This is a genomic window from Ferriphaselus sp. R-1, assembly GCF_000746095.1.
In the GTDB taxonomy this organism is placed as follows: domain Bacteria; phylum Pseudomonadota; class Gammaproteobacteria; order Burkholderiales; family Gallionellaceae; genus Ferriphaselus.
This window is the reverse complement of record NZ_JQKP01000002.1, coordinates 366,683-387,767: the sequence shown is the minus strand read 5'-3', so window position 1 is coordinate 387,767 and position 21,085 is coordinate 366,683. Positions and strand designations below refer to the sequence as shown.

General features: G+C 62.5%; 25 protein-coding genes. 18 read left to right on the top strand and 7 right to left on the bottom strand.

What is annotated here, in order from left to right; genetic code table 11:
* Positions 1–3: 3 nt before the first annotated feature.
* From DM08_RS04270 to DM08_RS04255, 4 genes are all read right to left on the bottom strand, one after another.
* Complete coding sequence (locus tag DM08_RS04270) at positions 4–1,179, bottom strand: branched-chain amino acid ABC transporter substrate-binding protein (protein WP_051937787.1); 1,176 nt, start codon at positions 1,177–1,179, stop codon at positions 4–6.
* A gap of 121 nt (positions 1,180–1,300) precedes the next feature.
* Positions 1,301–1,621 carry a c-type cytochrome gene (locus DM08_RS04265; RefSeq protein ID WP_035383364.1) on the bottom strand — a complete coding sequence of 107 codons (321 nt, stop codon included), beginning with the start codon at positions 1,619–1,621 and terminating at the stop codon, positions 1,301–1,303.
* A gap of 143 nt (positions 1,622–1,764) precedes the next feature.
* The gene (locus tag DM08_RS04260; RefSeq protein ID WP_035383363.1) at positions 1,765–2,586 is read right to left on the bottom strand and encodes an undecaprenyl-diphosphate phosphatase; all 822 of its coding nucleotides are present in this window, start codon (positions 2,584–2,586) and stop codon (positions 1,765–1,767) included.
* Between the two features lie 15 nt (positions 2,587–2,601).
* On the bottom strand, positions 2,602–3,396 hold the full coding sequence (locus tag DM08_RS04255) for a thymidylate synthase (RefSeq protein WP_035383362.1): 795 nt from the start codon (positions 3,394–3,396) through the stop codon (positions 2,602–2,604).
* Positions 3,397–3,606: 210 nt separating this feature from the next.
* Here DM08_RS04255 and ispF point away from each other — a divergent pair, with 210 nt between their 5' ends.
* Genes ispF through DM08_RS04235 form a run of 4 tightly spaced genes read left to right on the top strand, consistent with a single transcriptional unit; the run spans position 3,607 to position 5,946 of the window.
* Positions 3,607–4,080, top strand: coding sequence for a 2-C-methyl-D-erythritol 2,4-cyclodiphosphate synthase (ispF, locus tag DM08_RS04250; protein WP_035383361.1), 474 nt, complete (start codon positions 3,607–3,609; stop codon positions 4,078–4,080).
* Positions 4,080–4,772 (top strand): tRNA (adenosine(37)-N6)-threonylcarbamoyltransferase complex dimerization subunit type 1 TsaB, encoded by a 693-nt coding sequence (gene tsaB, locus DM08_RS04245; RefSeq protein ID WP_035383360.1) that lies wholly within the window; start codon positions 4,080–4,082, stop codon positions 4,770–4,772. The genes ispF and tsaB overlap by 1 nt, the downstream gene beginning before the upstream one ends.
* Positions 4,769–5,203: a ribosomal protein S18-alanine N-acetyltransferase gene (rimI, locus tag DM08_RS04240; protein ID WP_237560216.1), complete on the top strand. Its 435-nt coding sequence runs from the start codon at positions 4,769–4,771 to the stop codon at positions 5,201–5,203. The genes tsaB and rimI overlap by 4 nt, the downstream gene beginning before the upstream one ends.
* On the top strand, positions 5,200–5,946 hold the full coding sequence (locus DM08_RS04235) for a uracil-DNA glycosylase (protein WP_035383359.1): 747 nt from the start codon (positions 5,200–5,202) through the stop codon (positions 5,944–5,946). The genes rimI and DM08_RS04235 overlap by 4 nt, the downstream gene beginning before the upstream one ends.
* A 49-nt stretch (positions 5,947–5,995) precedes the next feature.
* Here the strand turns inward: DM08_RS04235 and DM08_RS04230 are convergent, their stop codons facing one another.
* Positions 5,996–6,367 (bottom strand): c-type cytochrome domain-containing protein, encoded by a 372-nt coding sequence (locus DM08_RS04230; protein WP_035383358.1) that lies wholly within the window; start codon positions 6,365–6,367, stop codon positions 5,996–5,998.
* Between the two features lie 126 nt (positions 6,368–6,493).
* Between DM08_RS04230 and DM08_RS04225 the strand changes: the two genes are divergently transcribed.
* From DM08_RS04225 to DM08_RS04215, 3 genes are all read left to right on the top strand, one after another.
* Positions 6,494–7,240 (top strand): hypothetical protein, encoded by a 747-nt coding sequence (locus DM08_RS04225; RefSeq protein WP_035383357.1) that lies wholly within the window; start codon positions 6,494–6,496, stop codon positions 7,238–7,240.
* A gap of 76 nt (positions 7,241–7,316) precedes the next feature.
* Complete coding sequence (locus tag DM08_RS04220; RefSeq protein ID WP_035383356.1) at positions 7,317–7,727, top strand: CopD family protein; 411 nt, start codon at positions 7,317–7,319, stop codon at positions 7,725–7,727.
* Position 7,728: 1 nt separating this feature from the next.
* A complete protein-coding gene (locus DM08_RS04215) occupies positions 7,729–8,874 on the top strand; it encodes a THUMP domain-containing class I SAM-dependent RNA methyltransferase (RefSeq protein WP_035383355.1) in 1,146 nt (381 codons plus the stop codon).
* A gap of 5 nt (positions 8,875–8,879) precedes the next feature.
* On the opposite strand, the gene DM08_RS04210 is transcribed toward DM08_RS04215, so the two are convergent.
* Together DM08_RS04210 and DM08_RS04205 are read right to left on the bottom strand one after the other, a co-directional pair.
* Positions 8,880–10,016, bottom strand: a complete 1,137-nt coding sequence (locus DM08_RS04210) for a PilT/PilU family type 4a pilus ATPase (RefSeq protein ID WP_081908756.1) — start codon at positions 10,014–10,016, stop codon at positions 8,880–8,882.
* Positions 10,017–10,035: 19 nt separating this feature from the next.
* Entirely contained in the window at positions 10,036–11,079 is a 1,044-nt protein-coding gene (locus tag DM08_RS04205; RefSeq protein WP_035383354.1) for a type IV pilus twitching motility protein PilT, read from the bottom strand.
* Between the two features lie 69 nt (positions 11,080–11,148).
* On the opposite strand from DM08_RS04205, the gene DM08_RS04200 reads away from it, so the two are divergent.
* The 11 genes from DM08_RS04200 to mraY all read left to right on the top strand — a co-directional run bounded on the left by DM08_RS04200 (position 11,149) and on the right by mraY (position 21,081).
* Positions 11,149–11,844, top strand: coding sequence for a YggS family pyridoxal phosphate-dependent enzyme (locus DM08_RS04200; protein WP_035383353.1), 696 nt, complete (start codon positions 11,149–11,151; stop codon positions 11,842–11,844).
* The gene (gene proC / locus DM08_RS04195) at positions 11,841–12,650 is read left to right on the top strand and encodes a pyrroline-5-carboxylate reductase (protein ID WP_035383352.1); all 810 of its coding nucleotides are present in this window, start codon (positions 11,841–11,843) and stop codon (positions 12,648–12,650) included. Before DM08_RS04200 ends, proC begins: the two co-directional genes overlap by 4 nt.
* Positions 12,650–13,216, top strand: a complete 567-nt coding sequence (locus DM08_RS04190) for a YggT family protein (protein ID WP_035383351.1) — start codon at positions 12,650–12,652, stop codon at positions 13,214–13,216. The genes proC and DM08_RS04190 overlap by 1 nt, the downstream gene beginning before the upstream one ends.
* A gap of 1 nt (position 13,217) precedes the next feature.
* The gene (locus DM08_RS04185) at positions 13,218–13,517 is read left to right on the top strand and encodes a DUF167 domain-containing protein (protein WP_035383350.1); all 300 of its coding nucleotides are present in this window, start codon (positions 13,218–13,220) and stop codon (positions 13,515–13,517) included.
* Between the two features lie 214 nt (positions 13,518–13,731).
* Positions 13,732–14,181 (top strand): division/cell wall cluster transcriptional repressor MraZ, encoded by a 450-nt coding sequence (gene mraZ, locus DM08_RS04180; RefSeq protein WP_035383349.1) that lies wholly within the window; start codon positions 13,732–13,734, stop codon positions 14,179–14,181.
* On the top strand, positions 14,178–15,116 hold the full coding sequence (gene rsmH / locus DM08_RS04175) for a 16S rRNA (cytosine(1402)-N(4))-methyltransferase RsmH (RefSeq protein ID WP_035383348.1): 939 nt from the start codon (positions 14,178–14,180) through the stop codon (positions 15,114–15,116). Before mraZ ends, rsmH begins: the two co-directional genes overlap by 4 nt.
* Positions 15,113–15,403: a cell division protein FtsL gene (gene ftsL, locus DM08_RS04170; RefSeq protein ID WP_035383347.1), complete on the top strand. Its 291-nt coding sequence runs from the start codon at positions 15,113–15,115 to the stop codon at positions 15,401–15,403. The genes rsmH and ftsL overlap by 4 nt, the downstream gene beginning before the upstream one ends.
* Complete coding sequence (locus tag DM08_RS04165) at positions 15,400–17,139, top strand: peptidoglycan D,D-transpeptidase FtsI family protein (RefSeq protein WP_051937786.1); 1,740 nt, start codon at positions 15,400–15,402, stop codon at positions 17,137–17,139. The genes ftsL and DM08_RS04165 overlap by 4 nt, the downstream gene beginning before the upstream one ends.
* Positions 17,136–18,620, top strand: coding sequence for a UDP-N-acetylmuramoyl-L-alanyl-D-glutamate--2,6-diaminopimelate ligase (locus DM08_RS04160; protein WP_035383346.1), 1,485 nt, complete (start codon positions 17,136–17,138; stop codon positions 18,618–18,620). The genes DM08_RS04165 and DM08_RS04160 overlap by 4 nt, the downstream gene beginning before the upstream one ends.
* A complete protein-coding gene (gene murF, locus DM08_RS04155) occupies positions 18,617–19,993 on the top strand; it encodes a UDP-N-acetylmuramoyl-tripeptide--D-alanyl-D-alanine ligase (RefSeq protein ID WP_035383345.1) in 1,377 nt (458 codons plus the stop codon). Before DM08_RS04160 ends, murF begins: the two co-directional genes overlap by 4 nt.
* Positions 19,978–21,081, top strand: coding sequence for a phospho-N-acetylmuramoyl-pentapeptide-transferase (mraY, locus tag DM08_RS04150; protein ID WP_035383344.1), 1,104 nt, complete (start codon positions 19,978–19,980; stop codon positions 21,079–21,081). Before murF ends, mraY begins: the two co-directional genes overlap by 16 nt.
* Positions 21,082–21,085: the final 4 nt, after the last annotated feature.

The following is a 21,085-nucleotide window of genomic DNA, read 5'->3' as shown; positions in this document are numbered from 1 at the left end:
GCGTTACTTGGCTGCGCCACCCATGGTCAGCACCGGTTGCCACTTGCCCTGTTGTACTTGGTACAAGGTCACCGCGCCGCCGGTCAGGTCACCTTTGGCATCGAAGGCGATTTTGGCGGTCACGCCATCGTGGTTGGTCTTGGCCAGTTCCGGCAGATACTTGGCCGGATCGGCGGAGTCGGCGCGCTGCATGGCGGCAATCATCACGTTGACTGCATCGTAGCAGTAGGGCGCGTATTGCTGGATGGGTTGCTTGAAGCGTGCCTCATAGCGCTGGGTGAAATCTTTGCCCGCCGGAGCTTGCGCCAGAGGCACGCCGGGTAGCGAAGCATACACGCCTTCCGCCGCAGCGCCAGCCAACTCGATCAGCTTGGGCGTAAAGCCACCGTCGCCCATCATGAATTTGGCGTTCAAGCCCAGCGCCTTGAGCTGCTTGACCAACGGCACGCCCTGCGGATCCATGCCGCCGAAGAACACCAGATCGGGCTGCTTGCCTTTGATCGAAGTCAGCACGGCGGTGAAGTCCACGGCCTTGTCGCTGGTGTATTCCTGCGCCACGATGGTCGCGCCACCCGCCTTGGCCGCCTTGATGAATTCGTCCGCCAGACCTTGGCCGTAAGCAGTGCGGTCATCGATCACGGCGATCTTCTTGGCGCTCAGATTGCTGGCGGCGAAATCGCCCAGTGCCTTGCCCTGCTGGCCGTCATTGGCCATCACGCGGAAGGCGGTGTTGAAATTCTGCGCGGTGTAAGCGATGGCGGTAGCGGACGGCGAGATCTGCGGGATGCCGAGGTCGTGGTAGATGCGCGAGGCAGGGATGGAGGTGCCGGAATTGAGGTGGCCGATGACCCCGTTCACCTTATCGTCCATCAGCTTCTGCGCCACGATGGTGGCGGTCTTCGGGTCGGCTTGATCGTCCTCGCTCACCAGCTCGAAATGCACTTTTTGCCCGGCGATGCTGATGCTCTTTGCGTTGGCATCCTCAATGGCCAGCCGCGCGCCGTTCTCGTTGTCCTTGCCCAGATGCGCTTGCGGCCCGGTCAGCGGTGCGACCGAGCCGATCTTGACGAGCAGCTCGCCTGTGGCAGCTGTGCCGGTAGGCGCTGCAGATTTGCCGCAGGCGGCGAGGGTGGCGGTAAGCAGCAGAGCAAGCGTCAAGGCGGAGCGTTTGGGCGACATGGCGGGATCAGGAGGTCATAGGATGGACGCGCGGATTATGCGTAGCGGCTCCCGCGCTTGTCAATTTCACAAGCAAGAAAAAAGCCGGGTCGCCCCGGCTTGCTGACTATCCCGCCACGACTTACAGGGACAGGATGAATTTCACCAGCTCTTTGATCTCGGCTTGCTTGGTGCCGCTCGGATCATTGGCCGGCATGGGCATGGAGCCCCAGACACCGCCGCCGCCCTTGGTCACTTTGGTGATCAGCTTGGCTTCGGCACCGGCATCGCCCTTGTATTTGTCGGAAACCGCTTTCCAGCCCGGGCCGACCACTTTTTTATCAATCGCGTGACAGGCAGTGCAGTTGAGCTTCTTGGCCGTAGCAGGCATATCGACAGCACCGGCAGAGCCAGCGACCATCAGACCTGCTCCAACGATCACGCTTGCAATGATAGATTTCATATTGTCTCCAAGTTTAAGTAGTGTCCCGAAACAGCCAGTAGCACATAGTGCTGTGAGCTTGGCCGCTTGCACCCGTTCGATGAGCAGACGAGGTGCCTGTTCTAACGCATCGTTCCGACTCAGGTTGACATCACCGTCCAAAATCAGGCCGACCAACTGACCAGGCCCGTCCACGATGTAGCCAGTACGATCAGGCCGAACACGATGCGATACCAGGCGAACAGGGTGAAATCATGGTTGCTGATGTAGCGCAGCAGCCAGCGCACGCACAGGAAGGCGCTGATGAACGAGGCGATGCCGCCGACGACGAACATGGGCAGGTCGCTGGCATGGAACAGGTCGCGATACTTCACCACTTCGTACAAGGTGGCGGCAAACAGCGTCGGGATGGCAAGGAAGAACGAGAACTCCGTCGCGGCACGGCGCGACAGGCCGAAGAACAGGCCGCCGATGATGGTCGCGCCGGAACGCGATGTGCCTGGGATCAGCGCCAGCGACTGGGCGAGGCCGACCTTAAGCGCATCCCGCCAGTTCATATCCTCGATCGAATGGATGGTGGTCTGATGGTCGCGCCGCTCCGCCCACAGAATGATGAAACCACCGATGATGAAGGCGCTGGCCACCGGCACCGGCGCGAACAGATGCGCCTTGATGCTCTTGGCGAACAGGAAGCCCAGCATCGCCGCAGGCAGGAAAGCCACCATCAAATTGGTCGCGAAGCGTTGCGCCGGCTTGCTGCGGGGCAGGTCGATGATGACGGCGCTGATGCGGGTGCGGTATTCCCAGCACACCGCCAGAATGGCGGCGAACTGGATGATGATCTCGAACACCTTGCCGCGCTCGTCGTTGAAATTGAGCAAGTCGCCCACCAGGATCAGGTGGCCGGTGGAAGAGATCGGCAGGAATTCGGTCAGACCTTCGACCACGCCGAGGATGGCCGCTTTCAGCAGCAGGAAAATGTCCATAGTGACTTTCTTGAGTTAAACGGCAACGGGTGCTTTGATCGGAGGGTGCGGGTCGTAGCCTTCGAGTGTGAAATCCTCGAACTTGAAGCCGAAGATGTCTTTTACCTCGGGGTTGATCTTCATCGTCGGCAACGCACGCGGCTCGCGCGCGAGTTGCAGCGCGGTCTGCTCCATGTGGTTGGAATACAGATGCGCATCGCCGAAGGTATGCACGAAGTCGCCATACTTCAGCCCGCACACCTGCGCCATCATCATCGTGAGCAAGGCATAAGAAGCGATGTTGAACGGCACGCCGAGGAAGATGTCCGCGCTGCGCTGGTAGAGCTGGCACGACAGCTTGCCGTCTGCCACGTAGAACTGGAAGAAGGCATGGCAGGGCGCGAGCGCCATCTTGTCCAACTCGCCCACGTTCCAGGCCGAGACGATGATGCGGCGCGAATCCGGGTTGTTCTTCAGTTGCTCGACGGCGATCTTGATCTGGTCGATCACGCGACCATCGACGGTCTCCCACGAACGCCACTGCTTGCCGTACACCGGGCCAAGGTTGCCGTGCTCGTCCGCCCACTCGTCCCAGATCGAGACGCCGTTGTCCTTGAGGTATTTGGTATTGGTACTGCCCTGCAAAAACCACAGCAATTCGTGGACGATGGATTTCAGGTGGCACTTCTTGGTCGTGACCAGCGGAAAGCCCTTGGAAAGATCGAAGCGCATCTGGTAGCCGAACACGCTGGTGGTGCCGGTGCCGGTGCGGTCGGATTTTCTCGTGCCGTGGTCCAGCACATGTTGCATCAAGTCAAGGTAGGGGCGCATGGGGTCTCATCGTCGTCACTGCGTACCGAAGACGCATCAGAGTGCGCAATGCTAGCACAGCCCAGTCGCCGGTGTCGCTGCCCGCCGCCCTGCTCAGACTCCCGCAGCCAGGCTCCCTGCTGCTACAATCCGCCGCTGACAAAGGACGGCGCTCCCGCCTTCCCGCCCCATCCAACCCGGGCCTTCGCGCCCCAATCGAGTACAGACGAAATGCGTATCGGACAAGGTTTCGACGTTCATCAACTGGTGGCAGGGCGCAAGCTCATCATCGGCGGGGTGGACATTCCCTACGAAAAAGGGCTGCTCGGCCATTCCGATGCCGACGTGCTGCTGCACGCCATCTGCGACGCGCTGCTGGGCGCGGCGGCGCTGGGTGACATCGGGCGGCACTTTGCCGACACCGATGCGCAGTTCAAGGACATCGACAGCCGCATCCTGCTGCGCGACGTGGTGCGTAAGGTCGAAGCGCAAGGCTTCCGCATCGGCAACGTGGATGCCACCATCATCGCCCAAGCGCCCAAGATGGCCCCGCACATCCCGACCATGACCGCCAATATTGCCGCCGACCTGGGCGTTGCGATGAACGCCGTCAACGTGAAAGCCACCACCACCGAAAAACTGGGTTACACCGGACGCGGCGAAGGCATCGCAGCGCAGGCGGTGGCATTGTTGCTGGTGGCCTGATGCGCCTGCTCGCCCTCGAAACCTCCACCGAATATTGCTCCGTCGCCCTGTGGCAAGACGGCGCGCTGACCTCGCGCTGCGAGCTGGTGGGGCAGAAGCACTCCGAATTGTTGATGCCCATGCTGGATAGCGTGCTGCGCGAGGCGGGCGTAAAGCTGGGCGAACTGGATGGCATCGCCTTCGGCTCCGGCCCCGGCTCGTTCACCGGCGTGCGCATCGCTTGTGGCGTGACGCAGGGGCTGGCGCTGGGAGCCGGGCTGCCGGTGGTCGGCATCTGCACCTTGCTGGCACTGGCCGAGGCCGCCGGTCAAGACAAGGTGATCGCCGCGCTGGATGCGCGCATGGGCGAGATCTATCACGCGGCTTACGCCAAGCGGGACGATGCCTGGTTGACGGTGGTCGAGCCGAATCTGTGCAAGGCGGAAGATGCGCCGATGGTGACGGGCGAGGGCTGGCACGGCAGCGGCAGTGGCTTCGCCGCACACGAGAACGCGCTGGCCGTCCGCTATGCCGGTCAGTTGGCGAGCAGCGATGGCACAGCCATTCCGCAGGCTGCCGCCATAGCCCGTCTGGCCGCTCCCTTGTTGGTCGCAGGCGCGGGCATGGATGCCGCACTGGCCGCTCCCTTCTACCTGCGCGACAAGGTGGCGCTGACCACGGCAGAGCGGCTGGCGCGCGGAGCGACGGCGTGATCCGCACCATGACCGCAACGGATGTGGATGCCGTCTTGGCCATCGAACAAGCCGTGCACGCCCATCCGTGGACTCGCGGCATGTTCGCCGATGCGCTGGCCTCGGGTTACCAAGGCTGGGTAGATGAGGAGCATGGCTCTCTGCGCGCCTATGCCGTGCTGCTGCCGGGCGTGGACGAGGCGGAGCTGCTGACCCTGGGCGTAGCAAGCAGCTGCCAGCGTCAGGGTTTGGCGAACGATCTGATGCACTGGCTGGAAGCTCAAGCCAGGGCACGCAACTTTGCCCGACTGTGCCTGGAAGTGCGCCCATCCAACACGGCTGCGCTGGCGCTCTACCGCAAGACCGGCTTCGCCGAGATCGGTCGCCGGCGCAGCTACTACCCGGCAGCACATGGGCGCGAAGACGCGATCCTGATGGAGAGACGGCTGTGAACCACGATGACGCGCTGCTGCGCGAACTGAACATTTATCCGCTGTGGTTGCGCCGCGATGTGCAGGTGGAAGCTCCGCCGGTCGCCGTCGCGCCGCCACAGCCCGCACCACCGGAACCCGAGATGAAACGAACCGCCGCCCCCCCTGCTCCAGCCGCCATTCAGCCTTCGCCTTATGCCGACTTAGGCTGGTCAGAGCTGAAACAAAAAGTAACCGACTGCACCGCCTGCAAGCTGCGTCCGACCTGCACCCAGACCGTGTTCGGGGTGGGCGACGAGCAGGCTGACTGGATGATCGTGGGCGAAGGTCCCGGTGCAGACGAGGACATCAAGGGCGAACCCTTCGTGGGACAGGCCGGCAAGCTGCTGGACAACATGCTGGCGGCCATCAAGCTCAAGCGCGGCGACAATGTCTACATCGGCAACATTGTGAAGTGTCGCCCGCCCGGCAACCGCACACCGGAGCCGGACGAGATCGCGCAGTGCCTGCCCTATCTGCGCCGCCAGATCGAACTGATCCGGCCCAAACTCATCGTCGCCCTAGGCAAGACTGCCGCCACCTCGTTACTCGGACGCGATGCGGCGTTAGGCTCGCTGCGTGGTCATCTGCATGAGTTCGACGGCATTCCGCTCATCATCACCTACCACCCCGCCTATTTGCTGCGCTCACCTACGGAAAAAGCCAAGGCTTGGCAGGATCTGTGTCTTGCCGTGGCCACGTTGCAGGGAATGGCCGAGCAGTGAGCCGGAGCGCGGTGCCCCGAGCAACCAGAGCTGGCGAACCACACGCCGCTCAATTGTCCTTGGCGCCCTGATCCACCCAGCGCTTGAACAATCTGACCTTGTCTGGAGACAACGAGCCCTTGATGCCGTAAGGCATGCTGATGGAAGGGTCGGCCCGCCCTTCGATCAACATGTTGAGCGTACTGTTCTGACTATCTCCAGGCTTGACCACCGGACCGAACTGGGTGCCTTTCATCAGGCTCTGGTAACTGCTCAGGTCCAACTTGCTCTTTTCGTATCCTTTGCCGCCGGGCACGTGACAGCTCAAGCAATAATCATCCAGCACGGGCCGTATGTCCGCCTTGAAACTCACCGGCTGCTGAGCCAGCGCCACCAACGGGAGCGCCGCCAGCACCGCCCCTATCATCCTGATCGCCTTCATTGCCACACCCCCTGTATCCCATACATCGAATGACCCGATGGCCCCGATTCTATGCCCATGTAGCCGCGTGGGCCATCTTCCCAAAGGGGTATAATCCCGTCCATTGTTAACTATCAGTACCGCGCCATGACAGATATCCAACGCTTCACCCTGGCAAATCTAGCCCTGCCCACCAAGACACTGTTCACCGGCTACCTGCTGACCATAGGCCTGGGATTATTGATGGCCGGAGCCCAGATCATGCTGACGCACGGAATGGCAGACGGCAAACCTGGCCTGTCGGTGGACGACATCGTATACAGCTACCACGGCAACCATGACGGCCCGAACGCCTCCAAGCTGGAAGCCAAACTCTATGGTTCGATGAAGGACAATGCGCCACCCGAGGTCAGGCTGGAGCTGCTCAAATGGGCGGACAAGGGCGCGCCGGCGAACGAATGGGAGTCCAGCATCAAGCCCAAGGTCGACGAGTATTGTGCCCCGTGCCACGCCAACATGCCGGGGCTGGCCAACGTCGCCGATAAGGCGGTGATGGACCAGATGACCAAGCGTGATGAGGGAGCCTCCTTCTCCACCTTGACGCGCGTGTCACATATCCATCTGTTCGGCATCGCATTCATCTTCTTCTTCGTGGGCTGGATCTTCACCTACGCGACCGGCTTCTCGTCCAAGATGAAAGCGCTGCTGATCTTCACGCCGTTCGGCTTCCTGATGCTGGATGTCGTTTCCTGGTGGCTGACCAAGATGAATCCCGGCTTTGCCTGGCTGGTCATCATTGGCGGCTTCGGCTACAGCGTCGCTTCAACCGTGATGATCTTGTCGTCCCTGTATCAGATGTGGATCAGCCCGCTCCGCGCGGCTGACAAGCCCTGAACGCAGCCTCCGTGAAGCGGACGTAAACCGGCTTCCCGTATAATCCGCCGCATACGATTTTCACATAGGACATTCCATGCTTTGGCTCAAGGCGTTCCACATCATCATGGTCGTTTCCTGGTTCGCCGGGTTGTTCTACCTGCCGCGCATCTTCGTCAACCACGCGATGGTGGGCGATGCCGCGACGCTGGAGCGGCTGGGGCTGATGGAGCGCAAGCTGTATCGTTTCGTCACGCCCATCGCTGCACTGGCCTTGGCTAGCGGGCTATGGCTGTGGTTCGGCTACGGCTTCGAGGGCGGCTGGCTGCACGCCAAGGTCGCATTGGTGCTCGGCCTGGTCGCCTATCACCTGTACTGCGGCCATCTGGTCAAAGAGTTCGCCGCCGGACGCAACACGCGCAGTCACGTGTGGTTCCGTTTCTTCAATGAAGTGCCCGTGCTGGTGTTGATGGCCGTGGTCATACTCGTAGTCGTTAAACCATTCTGATATGCCTGAATTCTTCGCACCTTGCCCGCGCGGGCTGGAAAAACTTCTCACCGACGAACTGACCTCGTTCGGTGCGACCAAGTTAGCCCCCACTGACGGCGGCGTCGGCTTCTTCGGAGACTGGGCGGTGTGCTACCGCGCCAACCTGCAAAGCCGCTTGGCCTCGCGCATCCTGTGGCAGGTGCAGCCTGCGCTGCTGTATCGCAGTGAACAGGACATCTACCAGATGGCGCTCGATCTGCCCTGGCCGCGCTGGTTCGACGTAAAGGACACCATCCGCGTCAACGTCACCGCCATCAAGTGCCCGCTGAAGAGTCTGGAGTTCATCACCCTCAAGATCAAGGACGCGATCTGTGACAAGTTCCGCAGCGCCAAGGGCGCGCGCCCCAGCGTGGACACGCTGGAACCGGACATGCGCATCCACGCTTTCATCGAGGGCGAGAAGGTCACGCTGTATCTGGATACTTCCGGTGATGCGCTGTTCAAGCGCGGTGTGCGCCTGCACACCAACATCGCCCCCATCCGCGAGAACCTGGCGGCGGGCATCCTGATGATGACCGGCTGGAAACCAGGCATCCCGCTGATCGACCCGATGTGCGGCAGCGGTACCTTCCTGATTGAGGCGGCGCAGATGTCGCTCAACATCCAGCCGGGCATAGCACGGCGCTTCGCCTTCGAGAAGCTGAAGAACTTCGATAGCAAGCTGTGGAGCGAGATGCGCGAACAGGCACTGGCCGCACAACTGCCGGTGAGCGAGCTGCCCATCTACGGCAGCGACTTGTACGGTGATGCGTTGCGCGCGGCCCACGCCAATCTGGACGATGCCGGTCTGCGCGAGACCGTGGACCTGAAACAGTGCAATGCGCTGGAAGCCTCGCCACCGACCGATGAGCCCGGCATCCTCGTCGCCAACCTGCCTTACGGCGAACGCATGGGTGATGAAGATGAGATGGCCGCGCTCTACCCCAAGCTGGGCGACACGCTGAAGCAGAGATTCGCAGGCTGGAATGCCTACCTGTTCACCGCCGACCTGCGCATCGCCAAGTTGATGCGCCTTTCGCCCAGTCGGCGCACCCCGTTGTTCAACGGCGCGATCGAGTGTCGTTTGTTCGAATACAAGATGCGGGCGGGCAGCAACCGTCCCTGACGGGTTCAGGTCAACTTCAAGTGACCGATACCTGACATCAGATCGCTATCCTTGGCCGCTTTGCTCTCCAGCTTGATACGCAAGCGCAGGTCGTTGAGCGAGTCGGCGTTCTTGAGCGCTTCCTCGTAGGTGATGAGGTCGCTATCGAACAAGGCGAACAGCGCCTGATCAAAGGTCTGCATCCCGATCTCACGCGACTTGCCCATCACCGCCTTCACTTCGTTGATCTCGCCCTTGAAGATGAGGTCGGCGATCAGCGGGGAATTGAGCAGTATCTCCATCGCGGCGATGCGCCCGGAATCACTCTTGCGCGGAATCAGCCGCTGCGAGATCAATGCCTTGAGATTGAGCGAAAGGTTCATCAGCACTTGCTCGCGGCGCTCTTCCGGATAGAAGTTGATGATACGGTCCAACGCCTGATCGGCATTGTTAGCATGCAGCGTGGCCAAGCATAGGTGACCGGTCTCGGCAAACGAGATGGCGTATTCCATCGCTTCGCGGTCGCGTATCTCGCCGATCAGAATCACGTCCGGGGCCTGGCGCATGGCGTTCTTCAGCGCCGAATGCCACGAGTCGGTGTCCACACCGATCTCGCGGTGGGTGACAATGCAGTTGCGGTGCTCATGCACGAACTCCACCGGGTCTTCCACCGTAACGATATGCCCCCGACTGTTCAGATTGCGATGCCCGAGCATCGCCGCCAGCGTGGTGGACTTGCCGGAGCCTGTCGCCCCGACCAGCAACACCATCCCGCGCTTGCTCATCACGATATCTTTGAGGATGGGCGGCAGATTCATCTGCTCGATGGTCGGGATCTTGGTAGTGATGGTGCGCAACACCATCCCGACATGCAACTGCTGCATGAACACGTTGACGCGGAAACGCCCGATGCCCGGCGGACTGATGGCAAAGTTGCACTCATGGGCGATCTCGAACTCGTTCGCCTGCCTGGCATTCATCAGGCTACCGGCCAGTTCCTGCGTATCCAGCGCAGTCAAGGACTGGTCGGACAGCGGGGTAAGGACACCGTCAATCTTCAGTGCCGGCGGGAAACCGGCGGTGATGAACAGGTCGGATGCCTTGTGCGCCAGCATCTGTCGCAGCAGGGAGTGGATCGTCTCGGTCGCAAGCACGTGGTCCATGATTCGGCTCCGGCGGCGATCAAGCCGGGAACATATCCTTGTTGGCGGCACGGGTGCGCGCCTCGGAGGAGGCAACGACGCCGCGCCGCACCAGATCCATCAGACACTGGTCCAGCGTCTGCATGCCCATGGCCTGGCCTGTCTGGATGGCGGAATACATCTGCGGCACCTTGGCTTCGCGGATCAGGTTGCGGATGGCCGGGGTACAGATCATGATCTCGTGAGCGGCCACGCGACCGTTGCCGTCCTTGGTCTTGAGCAAGGTCTGCGAAACCACGGCGCGGAGTGATTCGGACAACATGGCGCGCACCATCTCTTTCTCGTCAGCCGGAAACACGTCGATGATACGGTCGATAGTCTTGGCAGCGGAGCTGGTATGCAAGGTGGCGAACACGAGGTGGCCGGTTTCAGCCGCCGTCATCGCCAGCCGGATGGTTTCCAGATCGCGCATTTCGCCGACCAGGATCACGTCCGGATCCTCACGCAACGCCGAGCGCAGCGCATTGCTGAACGACATGGTGTGCGGACCGACTTCGCGCTGATTGATCAGACATTTCTTGCTCTCATGGACGAACTCGATCGGGTCCTCCACGGTCAGGATGTGTCCCAGCATGCTCTCGTTGACGTGATTGATCATCGCCGCCAGCGTGGTGGACTTGCCGGAGCCGGTCGGCCCCGTCACCAGCACGATGCCGCGCGGGTATTCGGCAATGTCCTTGAATATCTTGGGTGCCTTCAGATCCTCCAGCGTCAGCACGGTGGAAGGAATGGTGCGCAACACCGCGCCAACTCCGCGCTGGTGGTTGAAGGCATTCACGCGGAAGCGTGCCAGCCCCGGCACCTCGAACGAGAAGTCGATCTCCTTGTTCTCTTCGTAATGCTTGCGCTGGCCATCGTTCATGATGTCGTACACCATGGCATGCACGTCCTTGCTTTCCAGCGGCGGCAGATTGATGCGGCGAATGTCGCCATGCACCCGTATCATCGGCGGCAAGCCGGCAGAAAGATGCAGGTCTGAGGCCTTGCTCTTGACGCCAAAGGCGAGCAGTTCGGTAATATCCACTATAATCCCCCGTCGTTGGACAAACCCACCGGGTGGGGCTTGCCGAGTCAACCTGAAACGCGACCGATTATGACCACAATCACTTCCAACTGGCAAGCTGTGCACGCGGCCATCGCGGCGGCGGCACGCGCTGCCGGACGCGATCCGGCAACGGTGGATCTGTTGGCTGTGAGCAAGACTTTCCCGGCCTCGGCGGTGCGCGAAGCATATGCCGTCGGACAACGCGCCTTCGGCGAGAATTACGTGCAGGAAGCCGTCGAGAAGATGGCGGAGCTGGCTGACCTGCCCATCGAATGGCATTTCATCGGCCCCATCCAGAGCAACAAGACGCGCAGCATCGCCGAACATTTTGCCTGGGTGCACGGAGTGGACAGACCGAAGATCGCGGCACGGCTGTCAGAGCAGCGTCCGGCGGGGCTGCCGCCGCTGAACATCTGCTTGCAAGTGAACATCAGCGGGGAAGATAGCAAAAGCGGCGTACGGCCTGGCGAAGTCGAAGCCTTGGCGCAGGCCATCGCCGGATTACCGAACCTGCGCTTGCGCGGCTTGATGGCGATCCCCGCCCCCGCCTCGGGTGAGACCGAGCGCGCCCCGTTCGCCCGGATGCGCGAATTGCAACAGCAGCTGAATGCCCACGGGTTCAGGCTGGACACATTATCGATGGGCATGTCGCACGATTTTGCGGCGGCCATCCACGAGGGCGCGACGCTGGTACGGGTCGGAACGGCCATCTTTGGACCAAGAAACTACGGAGAAACGACATGAGCATCTGTTTCATAGGCGGTGGCAACATGGCGACGGCACTCATCGGCGGGATGCTCAAGCGCGGACACTCGGCAGGCAAGATCCGGGTCGTCGAGATCAACCCCGATGCGCGGGTACGCCTGCATGAGGAGTTCGGGGTACGCGCCGTTGCCGCTGTCGCCGAGGGCGTAGCCCATAGCCGGGTGATCGTGCTGGCAGTCAAACCCCAGCAGCTCCGCAGCATCGCCACAGAGATCGCCCCGGCACTGGACGGACAGCTGATCATTTCCATCGCAGCCGGCATCCGGGCAATCGATCTGGCGCGCTGGCTGGGAACACAGAACATCGTACGTGCCATGCCCAACACCCCGGCGCTGGTGCGGCGCGGCATGACTGGCCTGTACGCCCTGCCTCAAGTAGCCGAGAACCAGCGGGAGCAGGCGGAAAACATCCTGGCCGCCGTGGGCCACACTTTATGGCTGACCGATGAGACGTTGATGGACGGCGTGACCGCGATCTCCGGCAGCGGCCCGGCCTATGTGTTCTATTTCATCGAAGCGATGCAACAGGCTGCCAGAGAGCTGGGCTTTGACGCTGACGCTGCCCGTCGCTTGACACTGGACACCTTTATCGGGGCAGCCAAGCTCGCTGAGTCCAGCCATGAGGATGTCAGCGTGCTGCGCGCCCGCGTCACCTCCAAGAACGGCACCACGGAGCGCGCCCTGCTCAGCATGGACGCGGCATCGGTCAAAGCCGGCATTGTGGCCGCCGCTCATGCAGCAGCACAGCGCTCGCGGGAATTGGGCGACGAGCTGGGGCGCGACTGATGTTGGCACAAGCGCTCCAATTCCTGCTCGATACGCTGGTACAACCGTTCGCGGCGATCCTGCTGCTGCGCTTCCATCTGCAATGGCTGCGCGCACCGCTGCGCAACCCGGTCGGCGAGTTCGTCATGGTGTTCACCGATTTTGTGGTGCTGCGCACCCGCCGTTTCATCGCCTCCGCCTGGGGTTACGATACCGCCACCTTGCTGCTGGCCGCGATCGTCGAAGGCTTTTACGTGACCGCCAATCTCGGTGTGCAGGGCTACCCGTTCACCGGCCTGCCCCTGCTTGGCCTGTTGGCCTGGACGGTGGTCAAGCTGCTGAAGATCAGCATCTATCTGTTGATAGGCTCACTCTTCGTCGAGGCCATCCTGTCCTGGGTAAATCCGCACACGCCGCTGGCACCCGTGCTGAATGCGATCAACCGCCCCTTCCTGTCGCCATTACGTCGCCGCCTGCCAACCATCGGCAACCTCGACCTTTCGGTGCTAGCTCTGTTCATCCTGTGCCAACTCATCCTGATCGTGCCGGTCACCTGGCTGGAGCGTCTGGCCGTTGGGCTGCTCTGAAATGCCGGAATGGTTCCGCCGTGATGGCGACGTGGTGACCCTGACCCTGCATGTGCAACCCGGCGCCAAGCGTAGCGAGATCGCCGGGCTGCACGGCACCGCGCTGAAGTTGAGACTGGCCGCACCGCCGATCGAGGGCAAAGCCAACGAAGCCCTGCTGCGCTTCCTGTCCGGAGTGTTCGCCGTGCCTTTGCGCAACATCGAACTAAAACAAGGCGCACAGTCCAGACATAAAGTCATCCGCATCACCGCCAGCCCGATCTCCCCGGAAGCCCTGCTTCCCGCTCCTAGCGCAAAGTGAACCGCATCACCCCCGCTTCTAACAAACAACTCTAGGTTGTTTACACAACCCTTTCTTTATCAAGACAATTCGCAGACATTAGCAATCTGCGCTAACTCCTTGTACTGTAAAGAAAAAACCCGTTTCCGCGCTTGACCGGCCCAATATTTTTCAATATAGTGGGCGCAAGTGGTGATTTGTGGGTTTTTGTGGGAAATTGGAAGCGGGGTTAAGGGTGTTTCAGGGGGCAATTCAACTCAATCTGGATAGCAAGGGCAGGCTGGCGATACCGGCCAAGCACCGCGATGTCCTGCTTGCGCAATGCGCAGGCAAGTTGGTGTTGACCGCCGATCATCAGGATGCCTGCCTGCTGATCTATCCCGAGCCGGAGTGGGCCCCGATCAGCGAAAAGTTGCAAAAAATGCCCGCGCTCAATCCGCAAGTCCGTCAGTTGCAACGCCGCTTGCTCGGTCACGCCGAGACCATCGAGATGGATGCCGTTGGACGTGTGCTGGTGTCTTCCACCCTGCGCGACTACGCCAAGCTGGACAAACAAGTGGTGCTGGTCGGTCAGGGCAACAAATTCGAACTGTGGGATCAACAACGCTGGGGCAAGCTGAGTGAGGAGGTCATCGACTTTGGCGATGGCTCGCTACCGCCCGGCATGGAGGGCTTCACACTGTGAGCGAGGGTTTGTCCCACGCCACGGTGTTGTTGCAGGAAGCAGTCGAAGCGTTAGAGATCAAGCCGGACGGCATCTATGTAGATGGCACGTTCGGTCGCGGCGGCCACAGCCGACTGATTCTGCAACGGCTCGGCCCGCATGGGCGATTGATCGCGCTGGACAAGGATCCACTGGCGATCGCTGCCGCCCGCCAGATCACCGATGTGCGCTTCCAGATCGCTCACAGCGCCTTTGCCGACCTCGGCGAGGTGTTGCAGGCATTGCAAGTGCCGCGAGTGGACGGCGTGCTGCTCGATTTGGGTGTCTCTTCACCGCAACTCGACGATGCACAACGCGGGTTCAGCTTCCGCTTCGACGCACCGCTGGACATGCGCATGGACACCAGCCGGGGCCTGACTGCCGCAGAGTGGTTGGCCGTTGCTGAAGAAGGATCAATCAAAGAGGTCATCAGGGAATATGGCGAAGAACGGTTTGCTGCACAGATTGCAAGGGCGATTGTTGCTGCGCGCCAAAAGCAGCCTATCGCAACCACGCGCCAACTCAGCGAGGTCGTTGCTCAGGCCGTGCGCACCCGCGAACCCGGCCAGAATCCGGCGACGCGCACCTTTCAGGCTATACGGATTCATCTCAACGGTGAGCTCGACGAGCTATCGCGGGTCTTGCCGCAATGCGTGGAGCATCTGAGGGACGGGGGGCGACTGGTGGTCATCAGTTTTCATTCGCTGGAAGACCGTATGGTCAAGCGCTTCTTGCGCGACATGGCCGAGGGCGACAAACTCCCCCGCCATGTGCCCATCCGCGCCAGTGAGATCCCGCAGGGTAAGCTACAGCTCATCGGCAAGCCGGTCCGCGCCTCGGAAGCCGAACTGGCAGTCAACGCGCGCGCGCGCAGCGCCATCATGCGGGTAGCCGCAAGAATACGGGAGGCGGCATGAATCGCCTCGATTTGCTGCTGCTGATCGTTGCCATCGTCTGCGCCCTGGGCACGATCACGGCACAACATCATGCCCGCAAGCTCACCGTGGCCATCCAGCACGAGAAGGACAGCGCCCAGCAGATGGAAGTCGAGTGGGGCCAACTCCGCCTCGAACACAGCACCTGGTCGATGCCCGCACGTGTCGAGAACATCGTCACCAACCAGCTGCAGATGCAGCTACCCAACCCAAAACAGATCCAGTACGTGCACGTCAGCCGGGCCATGTTGCAGGAGGCGCAGCCATGAGCTACGCCGGCACCCTGCGCCGCCGCCCACCGGAGCCGATGAAGCTGCCGCCGTGGCGCGCGCGACTACTGTTCCTGCTGCTGCTCGCGGGCATGGGCGGCCTGGTGGTCCGCTCCGCCTACCTGCAAGGTTTCCACGACACCTTCCTGCAAAGCAAGGGCAACGCCCGTTACAGCCGCGACATCGAGATCTCGGCCCATCGCGGCATGATCACCGACCGTTTCGGCGAGCCGCTGGCCGTCAGCACGCCGGTCGAATCCATCTGGGCGAACCCGGAAGATGTCGAGGCCACGGCACAGCAACTGGACAAACTGGCGAAGGTGTTGCATCTCGGCAAGGACGAACTGGCCAGCAAGCTGGCCAACCGCGACAAGGGTTTCGTCTACCTCAAGCGCCAGCTTCCACCGGACGAAGCCGAAAAGGCGGTCCGACTGAAGATACCCGGTGTCGCCCTGCACCGCGAATATCGCCGTTTCTACCCCGGAGCCGAAGTCACGGCGCACCTGCTGGGCTTCACCGGCGTGGATGACAACGGCCAGGAAGGGCTGGAACTACTGCTGCAAGACCAGCTCGCCGGCATGGCGGGCAGTGAGCGCATCATCAAGGATGCGCGCGGCCATGTGGTCGAGGATGTGGCCAACGTGCGTCCGCCCAAACCGGGCACCGATGTCGCACTGAGTCTGGACAGCAAACTGCAATATCTCGCCTTCCGCGAGATCAGGCTAGCGGTCGAGAGCCACCACGCCAAGGCCGGCTCCATCGTGGTGCTCGATGCCAAGAACGGCGAAGTGCTGGCGCTGGCGAACTGGCCCAGCTACAACCCGAACAACCGCGAACGGCCAGCCATGCAGACCATGCGCAACCATGCCGTGACCGACCTGTTCGAGCCGGGCTCCACCATGAAGCCGTTCACCGCTGCTGCCGCGCTGGAAGCGGGCAAGGTACGCCCGGACACTCTGATCAATACCGAGAACGGCGCTTATGTCGTAGGCGGACACAAGATCCGCGACACGCACTCCGCCTCGTCCATGACGGTGTCCGAGATCATCCAGAAATCCAGCAACGTAGGCGCGACCAAGCTGGCGCTTTCGTTGCCGCCGGAGGTGTTCTGGCACAACCTGAGCGAGGCCGGTTTCGGCGCGCTGACGGGCAGCAACTTCCCCGGCGAAGCCTATGGCCGCCTGCGCGATTTCAAGCGCTGGGTGCCCATCGATCAGGCCACCATGTCCTACGGCAACGGCATCTCGGTCAATCTGCTGCAACTGGCGCGCGCCTACACCGTGTTCGCCAACGACGGGGAGTTACAGCCGGTCACACTGACCCGGCGCGACGTGCCCATGGTCGGCAAGAAAGTGTTCTCGGAACGGACCGCGCGTGAAGTGCGCGCCATGCTGGAACTGGTGGTACAGCCCGGCGGCACCGCGCCGCAAGCCCAGATCAACGGCTACCGCGTGGCGGGCAAGACCGGCACCGCGCACAAGCTGGACGGCGGACACTACGTCAACAAATACATCGCGTCCTTTGTCGGCATGGCACCCGCCTCCAACCCCCGCTTGATCGTCGCCGTGATGGTGGACGAGCCCGCCGGGGCGCAGTATTACGGCGGTCAGGTCGCCGCGCCGGTGTTCAGCAACGTGATGGGCAGCGCCCTGCGCATGATGAACATCCCCAACGATGCGCCGCTGGGCAACGTGTTGATGCCGCCCGCAGGCGAAGTCATCGGAGAGGAAGTATGAGCTTCACTCCCGACCTCCTGCACACGCTGGGCGCTCCGGTCTCGCGCCTGACCACCGACAGCCGCGCCGTGCAGCCGGGCGACACCTTCGTCGCCTACCCCGGCGCCGCTGCCGATGGCCGTCGCTTCATCCCGCAAGCCATCGCCAACGGTGCCAACGCGGTGATCTGGGAATCGCACGGTTATGTCTGGGATGCCGCATGGCATTGCCCCAACCTGCCCGTCGCCGGACTGCGCGAACACGCAGGCGAGCTGGCCGATGCCGTGTACCGGCACCCGTCCGACAAGCTGTGGATGATCGGCGTGACCGGCACCAACGGCAAGACTTCGTGCAGCACCTGGCTGGCCACCGCGTTGGCGGCCCAGGGCCGGAGATGCGGCTTGATCGGCACGCTGGGCAACGGCTTCCCCGGCGCGTTGCTGCCGACAGCCAACACCACGCCGGATGCCATCCGCCTCCACGGCCTGCTGGCCGAGTTCCTGAAGCAAGGTGCCGCTGCCGTGGCGATGGAAGTCTCCTCCCACGCGCTGGAGCAGGGCCGTGTTCAGGCCGTGCGTTTCGACGTGGCGCTGTTCACCAATCTGAGCCGCGACCATCTCGATTTCCACGGCGACATGACGCACTACGCCGCCGCCAAGCGCAAGCTGTTCGACACCCACGGGCTCAGATACGCCGTGCTGAATCTGGACGATGCGCACGGCATGGAGTTCGCCGAGCAACTGCGCGACAGCGATGTCGAAGTGATCGGCTACGGCTTGAGCGATGCCGCACTCCAGCGCGCCGAGCATCTCGGCATCCGCATGGTGTACGGCGGCGAGCTCCGGATGGCCGGTACGGGCCTGCAACTGAACGTGCATTCGAGCTGGGGTGGCGCGCGCTTGAGCAGCCCGCTGGTCGGTCGCTTCAACGCCGCCAACCTGCTGGGTTCGCTGGCCGTACTGCTGGTCAGCGACGTGCCGCTGGCACAGGCGGTGGCTGCGCTGGAGCAAGTCCAGGCAGTCCCCGGACGCATGCAACGGCTGGGCGGAGATGACCGCCCGACGGTGGTGGTGGACTACGCCCATACGCCGGATGCGCTGGACAAGGTGCTGACTGCGTTGCGCGAACTGGCCGAAGCGCAGCGCGGTCAATTGATCTGCGTGTTCGGCTGCGGCGGCGACCGCGACAGCGGTAAGCGCCCGATGATGGGCAAGGTCGCCGAGAAGCTGGCCCAGCAGGTCATCGTCACCAGCGACAACCCGCGCAGCGAAGCGCCGCAAGCCATCATCGCCGACATCGTATCCGGCATGGAACGCGCCCAGGTCATCGAAGACCGGGCCGAGGCTATCGCCCACGCCATCGCCCGGGCGGGCGCACGCGACACCGTGTTGCTGGCTGGCAAGGGACACGAGCCGTACCAGGAGATCGGCGGGATCAAGCATCCGTTCAGCGATGTGGCGCAGGCCGAAGCGGCACTTTCCGTCTGGAGGGCCCGCACATGATGACGCTGCTGCAAGTCGCCAAGGCTCTGGGCATCGCGCGCAGCGCGACGAACCCGCGCATCGCCAACGTGAACACGGACAGCCGCAAGATCGTCGCGGGTGACCTGTTCGTCGCCCTGCGCGGCGAACACTTCGACGGGGCCGCATTCGTGGCGCAGGCGGCCAAGGACGGTGCGGTCGCTGCCGTGGTCAATGCCGACAGCGAGGTCGGCGACGTGACCATTCCCGTGTTGCGCGTGCCCGATACCCGTTTGGCGCTGGGGCAGCTCGCCGCCTGGTGGCGCAGCCGCTTCGATCTGCCACTGATCGCCGTCACCGGCAGCAACGGCAAGACCACCGTGAAAGAAATGCTGGCCGCCGTCTGCACCGTCGCAGCGGGCAGCAAAGATGCCGTGCTGGCCACGCAGGGCAATCTGAACAACGACATCGGCATGCCGCTGACCCTGCTGCGCCTGCGCAAGACCCATCGCTACGCGGTGATCGAGATGGGCATGAATCATCCCGGCGAGATCGACTATCTGACCCGTCTGGCCAGCCCCAACGTCGCGCTGGTGAACAACGCCAGCGGGGCGCATCTGGAAGGCCTGGGCACGGTGGAAGCCGTCGCCCGCGCCAAAGGCGAGATCTTCGCCGGACTGGCGGCGGGTGGCGTGGCCGTGCTCAATGCCGACAATGCCTATGCCGGATTGTGGCGCAAACTCGCCGCACCGCATCCCGTCCTCGATTTCGGTCTGGATGCCGCCGCCGTGGTGTGTGGCAGCTGGCAACCGATCGCCGCCGGCTCGCAACTGACCATCAGCACACCGGCGGGCATCGCCCACCTGCATCTGCAAGTGCCCGGCGCGCACAACGCCCGCAACGCCCTCGCGGCCACCGCCGCCGCTTTGGCGATAGGCATCAAGCTGGAGCAGATCAGGGCCGGGCTGGAAGCGTTCGCCGGGGTGAGTGGCCGCTTGCAGCGCAAGCGCACCCCCGGCGGTGCCATCGTGATCGACGACACCTACAACGCCAATCCCGCTTCGATGCGCGCGGCCATCGCCGTACTGGCGCAAGCCGACGGACTGCGCATCTTCGTGTTGGGCGATATGGGCGAGCTGGGCGCTGATGCGGCACGTTTCCACGCCGAGATCGGCGCAGCCGCAGCGACCAGCGGGATCGATCGACTGTACGCGCTGGGCCCGCTGAGCGCCCAGGCGGTACAGGCGTTCGGCGCAGGCGGACAACATTTCGACCGCATCGAGGATCTGCTCGATGCGCTGGACAGGGCGCTGGAACCCGAAGCCACCGTATTGGTGAAGGGATCGCGCTTCATGAAGATGGAACGGGTGGTAGCCCACTGCCTCACCGGGGAGGAAACATGCTGCTCGCATTAGCACAATGGCTGGGCCAGGACGTACGCACTTTCAACGTGTTCAATTACATCACGCTGCGCGCCGTGCTGGCCGCGATGACGGCCTTGTTCATCTCCTTCGCCGTCGGCCCGTGGATGATACGCAAGCTGACCGCCATGAAGATCGGCCAGTCGGTTCGCAACGATGGGCCACAGACACATCTGGTGAAAGCGGGCACACCCACCATGGGCGGCGCGCTGATCCTTACCTCGGTCGCCATCACCACCCTGCTCTGGGGCGACCTGCACAACGCCTACATCTGGGTGGTGCTGTTGACCACACTGGGCGTGGGTGCCATCGGCTGGGTGGACGATTACCGCAAGGTGGTGCACCGCAACCCCAAGGGCTTGTCGGCCAAGGCCAAGATGTTCTGGCAATCGCTGATCGCGCTGGCTGTGGGCGCGTATCTGTGGCAGACCGCCTCCCTGCCCGCCCACACCGAGCTGATCGTGCCGTTCTTCAAGTATCTGGTGTTCCCGCTGTCGGCGTTCTGGTTCCTTGTACTGGTGTATTTCGTCATCGTCGGCACCAGCAATGCGGTGAACCTGACCGACGGGCTGGACGGCCTGGCGATCATGCCGACCGTACTGGTCAGCGGCGCGCTGGCCATCTTCGCCTACGTCGCGGGACACGCCGTGTTCGCCAGATACCTGGGCGTGCCGCACGTTCCGGGTGCGGGCGAGCTGGCCATATTCTGCGCCGCCATCGGGGGTGCCGGACTCGCCTTCCTGTGGTTCAACGCCTATCCGGCGGAAGTGTTCATGGGCGATGTGGGCGCGCTGGCGCTGGGCGCGGCACTGGGCACCGTCGCCGTGATCGTGCGGCAGGAAGCCGTGCTGTTCATCATGGGCGGCGTGTTCGTGGTGGAAACCCTGTCGGTCGCCGCCCAGGTGAGCTACTTCAAATACACCAAGGCCAGATTCGGCGAAGGCAAGCGCATCTTCCTGATGGCACCGCTGCACCACCACTATGAGCAAAAAGGTTGGAAGGAGACTCAGGTGGTCGTGCGTTTCTGGATCATCACGATGTTACTGGTCCTGCTGGGACTGGCATCCCTCAAGCTGAGATAGGAGC

Coding starts and splice junctions, on each gene's coding strand:
- DM08_RS04270 (WP_051937787.1), bottom strand. CDS start 1,179: ATGTCGCCCAAACGCTCCGCCTTGACGCTTGCTCTGCTGCTTACCGCC.
- DM08_RS04265 (WP_035383364.1), bottom strand. CDS start 1,621: ATGAAATCTATCATTGCAAGCGTGATCGTTGGAGCAGGTCTGATGGTC.
- DM08_RS04260 (WP_035383363.1), bottom strand. CDS start 2,586: ATGGACATTTTCCTGCTGCTGAAAGCGGCCATCCTCGGCGTGGTCGAA.
- DM08_RS04255 (WP_035383362.1), bottom strand. CDS start 3,396: ATGCGCCCCTACCTTGACTTGATGCAACATGTGCTGGACCACGGCACG.
- ispF (WP_035383361.1), top strand. CDS start 3,607: ATGCGTATCGGACAAGGTTTCGACGTTCATCAACTGGTGGCAGGGCGC.
- tsaB (WP_035383360.1), top strand. CDS start 4,080: ATGCGCCTGCTCGCCCTCGAAACCTCCACCGAATATTGCTCCGTCGCC.
- DM08_RS04230 (WP_035383358.1), bottom strand. CDS start 6,367: ATGAAGGCGATCAGGATGATAGGGGCGGTGCTGGCGGCGCTCCCGTTG.
- DM08_RS04225 (WP_035383357.1), top strand. CDS start 6,494: ATGACAGATATCCAACGCTTCACCCTGGCAAATCTAGCCCTGCCCACC.
- DM08_RS04220 (WP_035383356.1), top strand. CDS start 7,317: ATGCTTTGGCTCAAGGCGTTCCACATCATCATGGTCGTTTCCTGGTTC.
- DM08_RS04215 (WP_035383355.1), top strand. CDS start 7,729: ATGCCTGAATTCTTCGCACCTTGCCCGCGCGGGCTGGAAAAACTTCTC.
- DM08_RS04210 (WP_081908756.1), bottom strand. CDS start 10,016: ATGGACCACGTGCTTGCGACCGAGACGATCCACTCCCTGCTGCGACAG.
- DM08_RS04200 (WP_035383353.1), top strand. CDS start 11,149: ATGACCACAATCACTTCCAACTGGCAAGCTGTGCACGCGGCCATCGCG.
- proC (WP_035383352.1), top strand. CDS start 11,841: ATGAGCATCTGTTTCATAGGCGGTGGCAACATGGCGACGGCACTCATC.
- DM08_RS04190 (WP_035383351.1), top strand. CDS start 12,650: ATGTTGGCACAAGCGCTCCAATTCCTGCTCGATACGCTGGTACAACCG.
- DM08_RS04185 (WP_035383350.1), top strand. CDS start 13,218: ATGCCGGAATGGTTCCGCCGTGATGGCGACGTGGTGACCCTGACCCTG.
- ftsL (WP_035383347.1), top strand. CDS start 15,113: ATGAATCGCCTCGATTTGCTGCTGCTGATCGTTGCCATCGTCTGCGCC.
- DM08_RS04165 (WP_051937786.1), top strand. CDS start 15,400: ATGAGCTACGCCGGCACCCTGCGCCGCCGCCCACCGGAGCCGATGAAG.
- DM08_RS04160 (WP_035383346.1), top strand. CDS start 17,136: ATGAGCTTCACTCCCGACCTCCTGCACACGCTGGGCGCTCCGGTCTCG.
- murF (WP_035383345.1), top strand. CDS start 18,617: ATGATGACGCTGCTGCAAGTCGCCAAGGCTCTGGGCATCGCGCGCAGC.
- mraY (WP_035383344.1), top strand. CDS start 19,978: ATGCTGCTCGCATTAGCACAATGGCTGGGCCAGGACGTACGCACTTTC.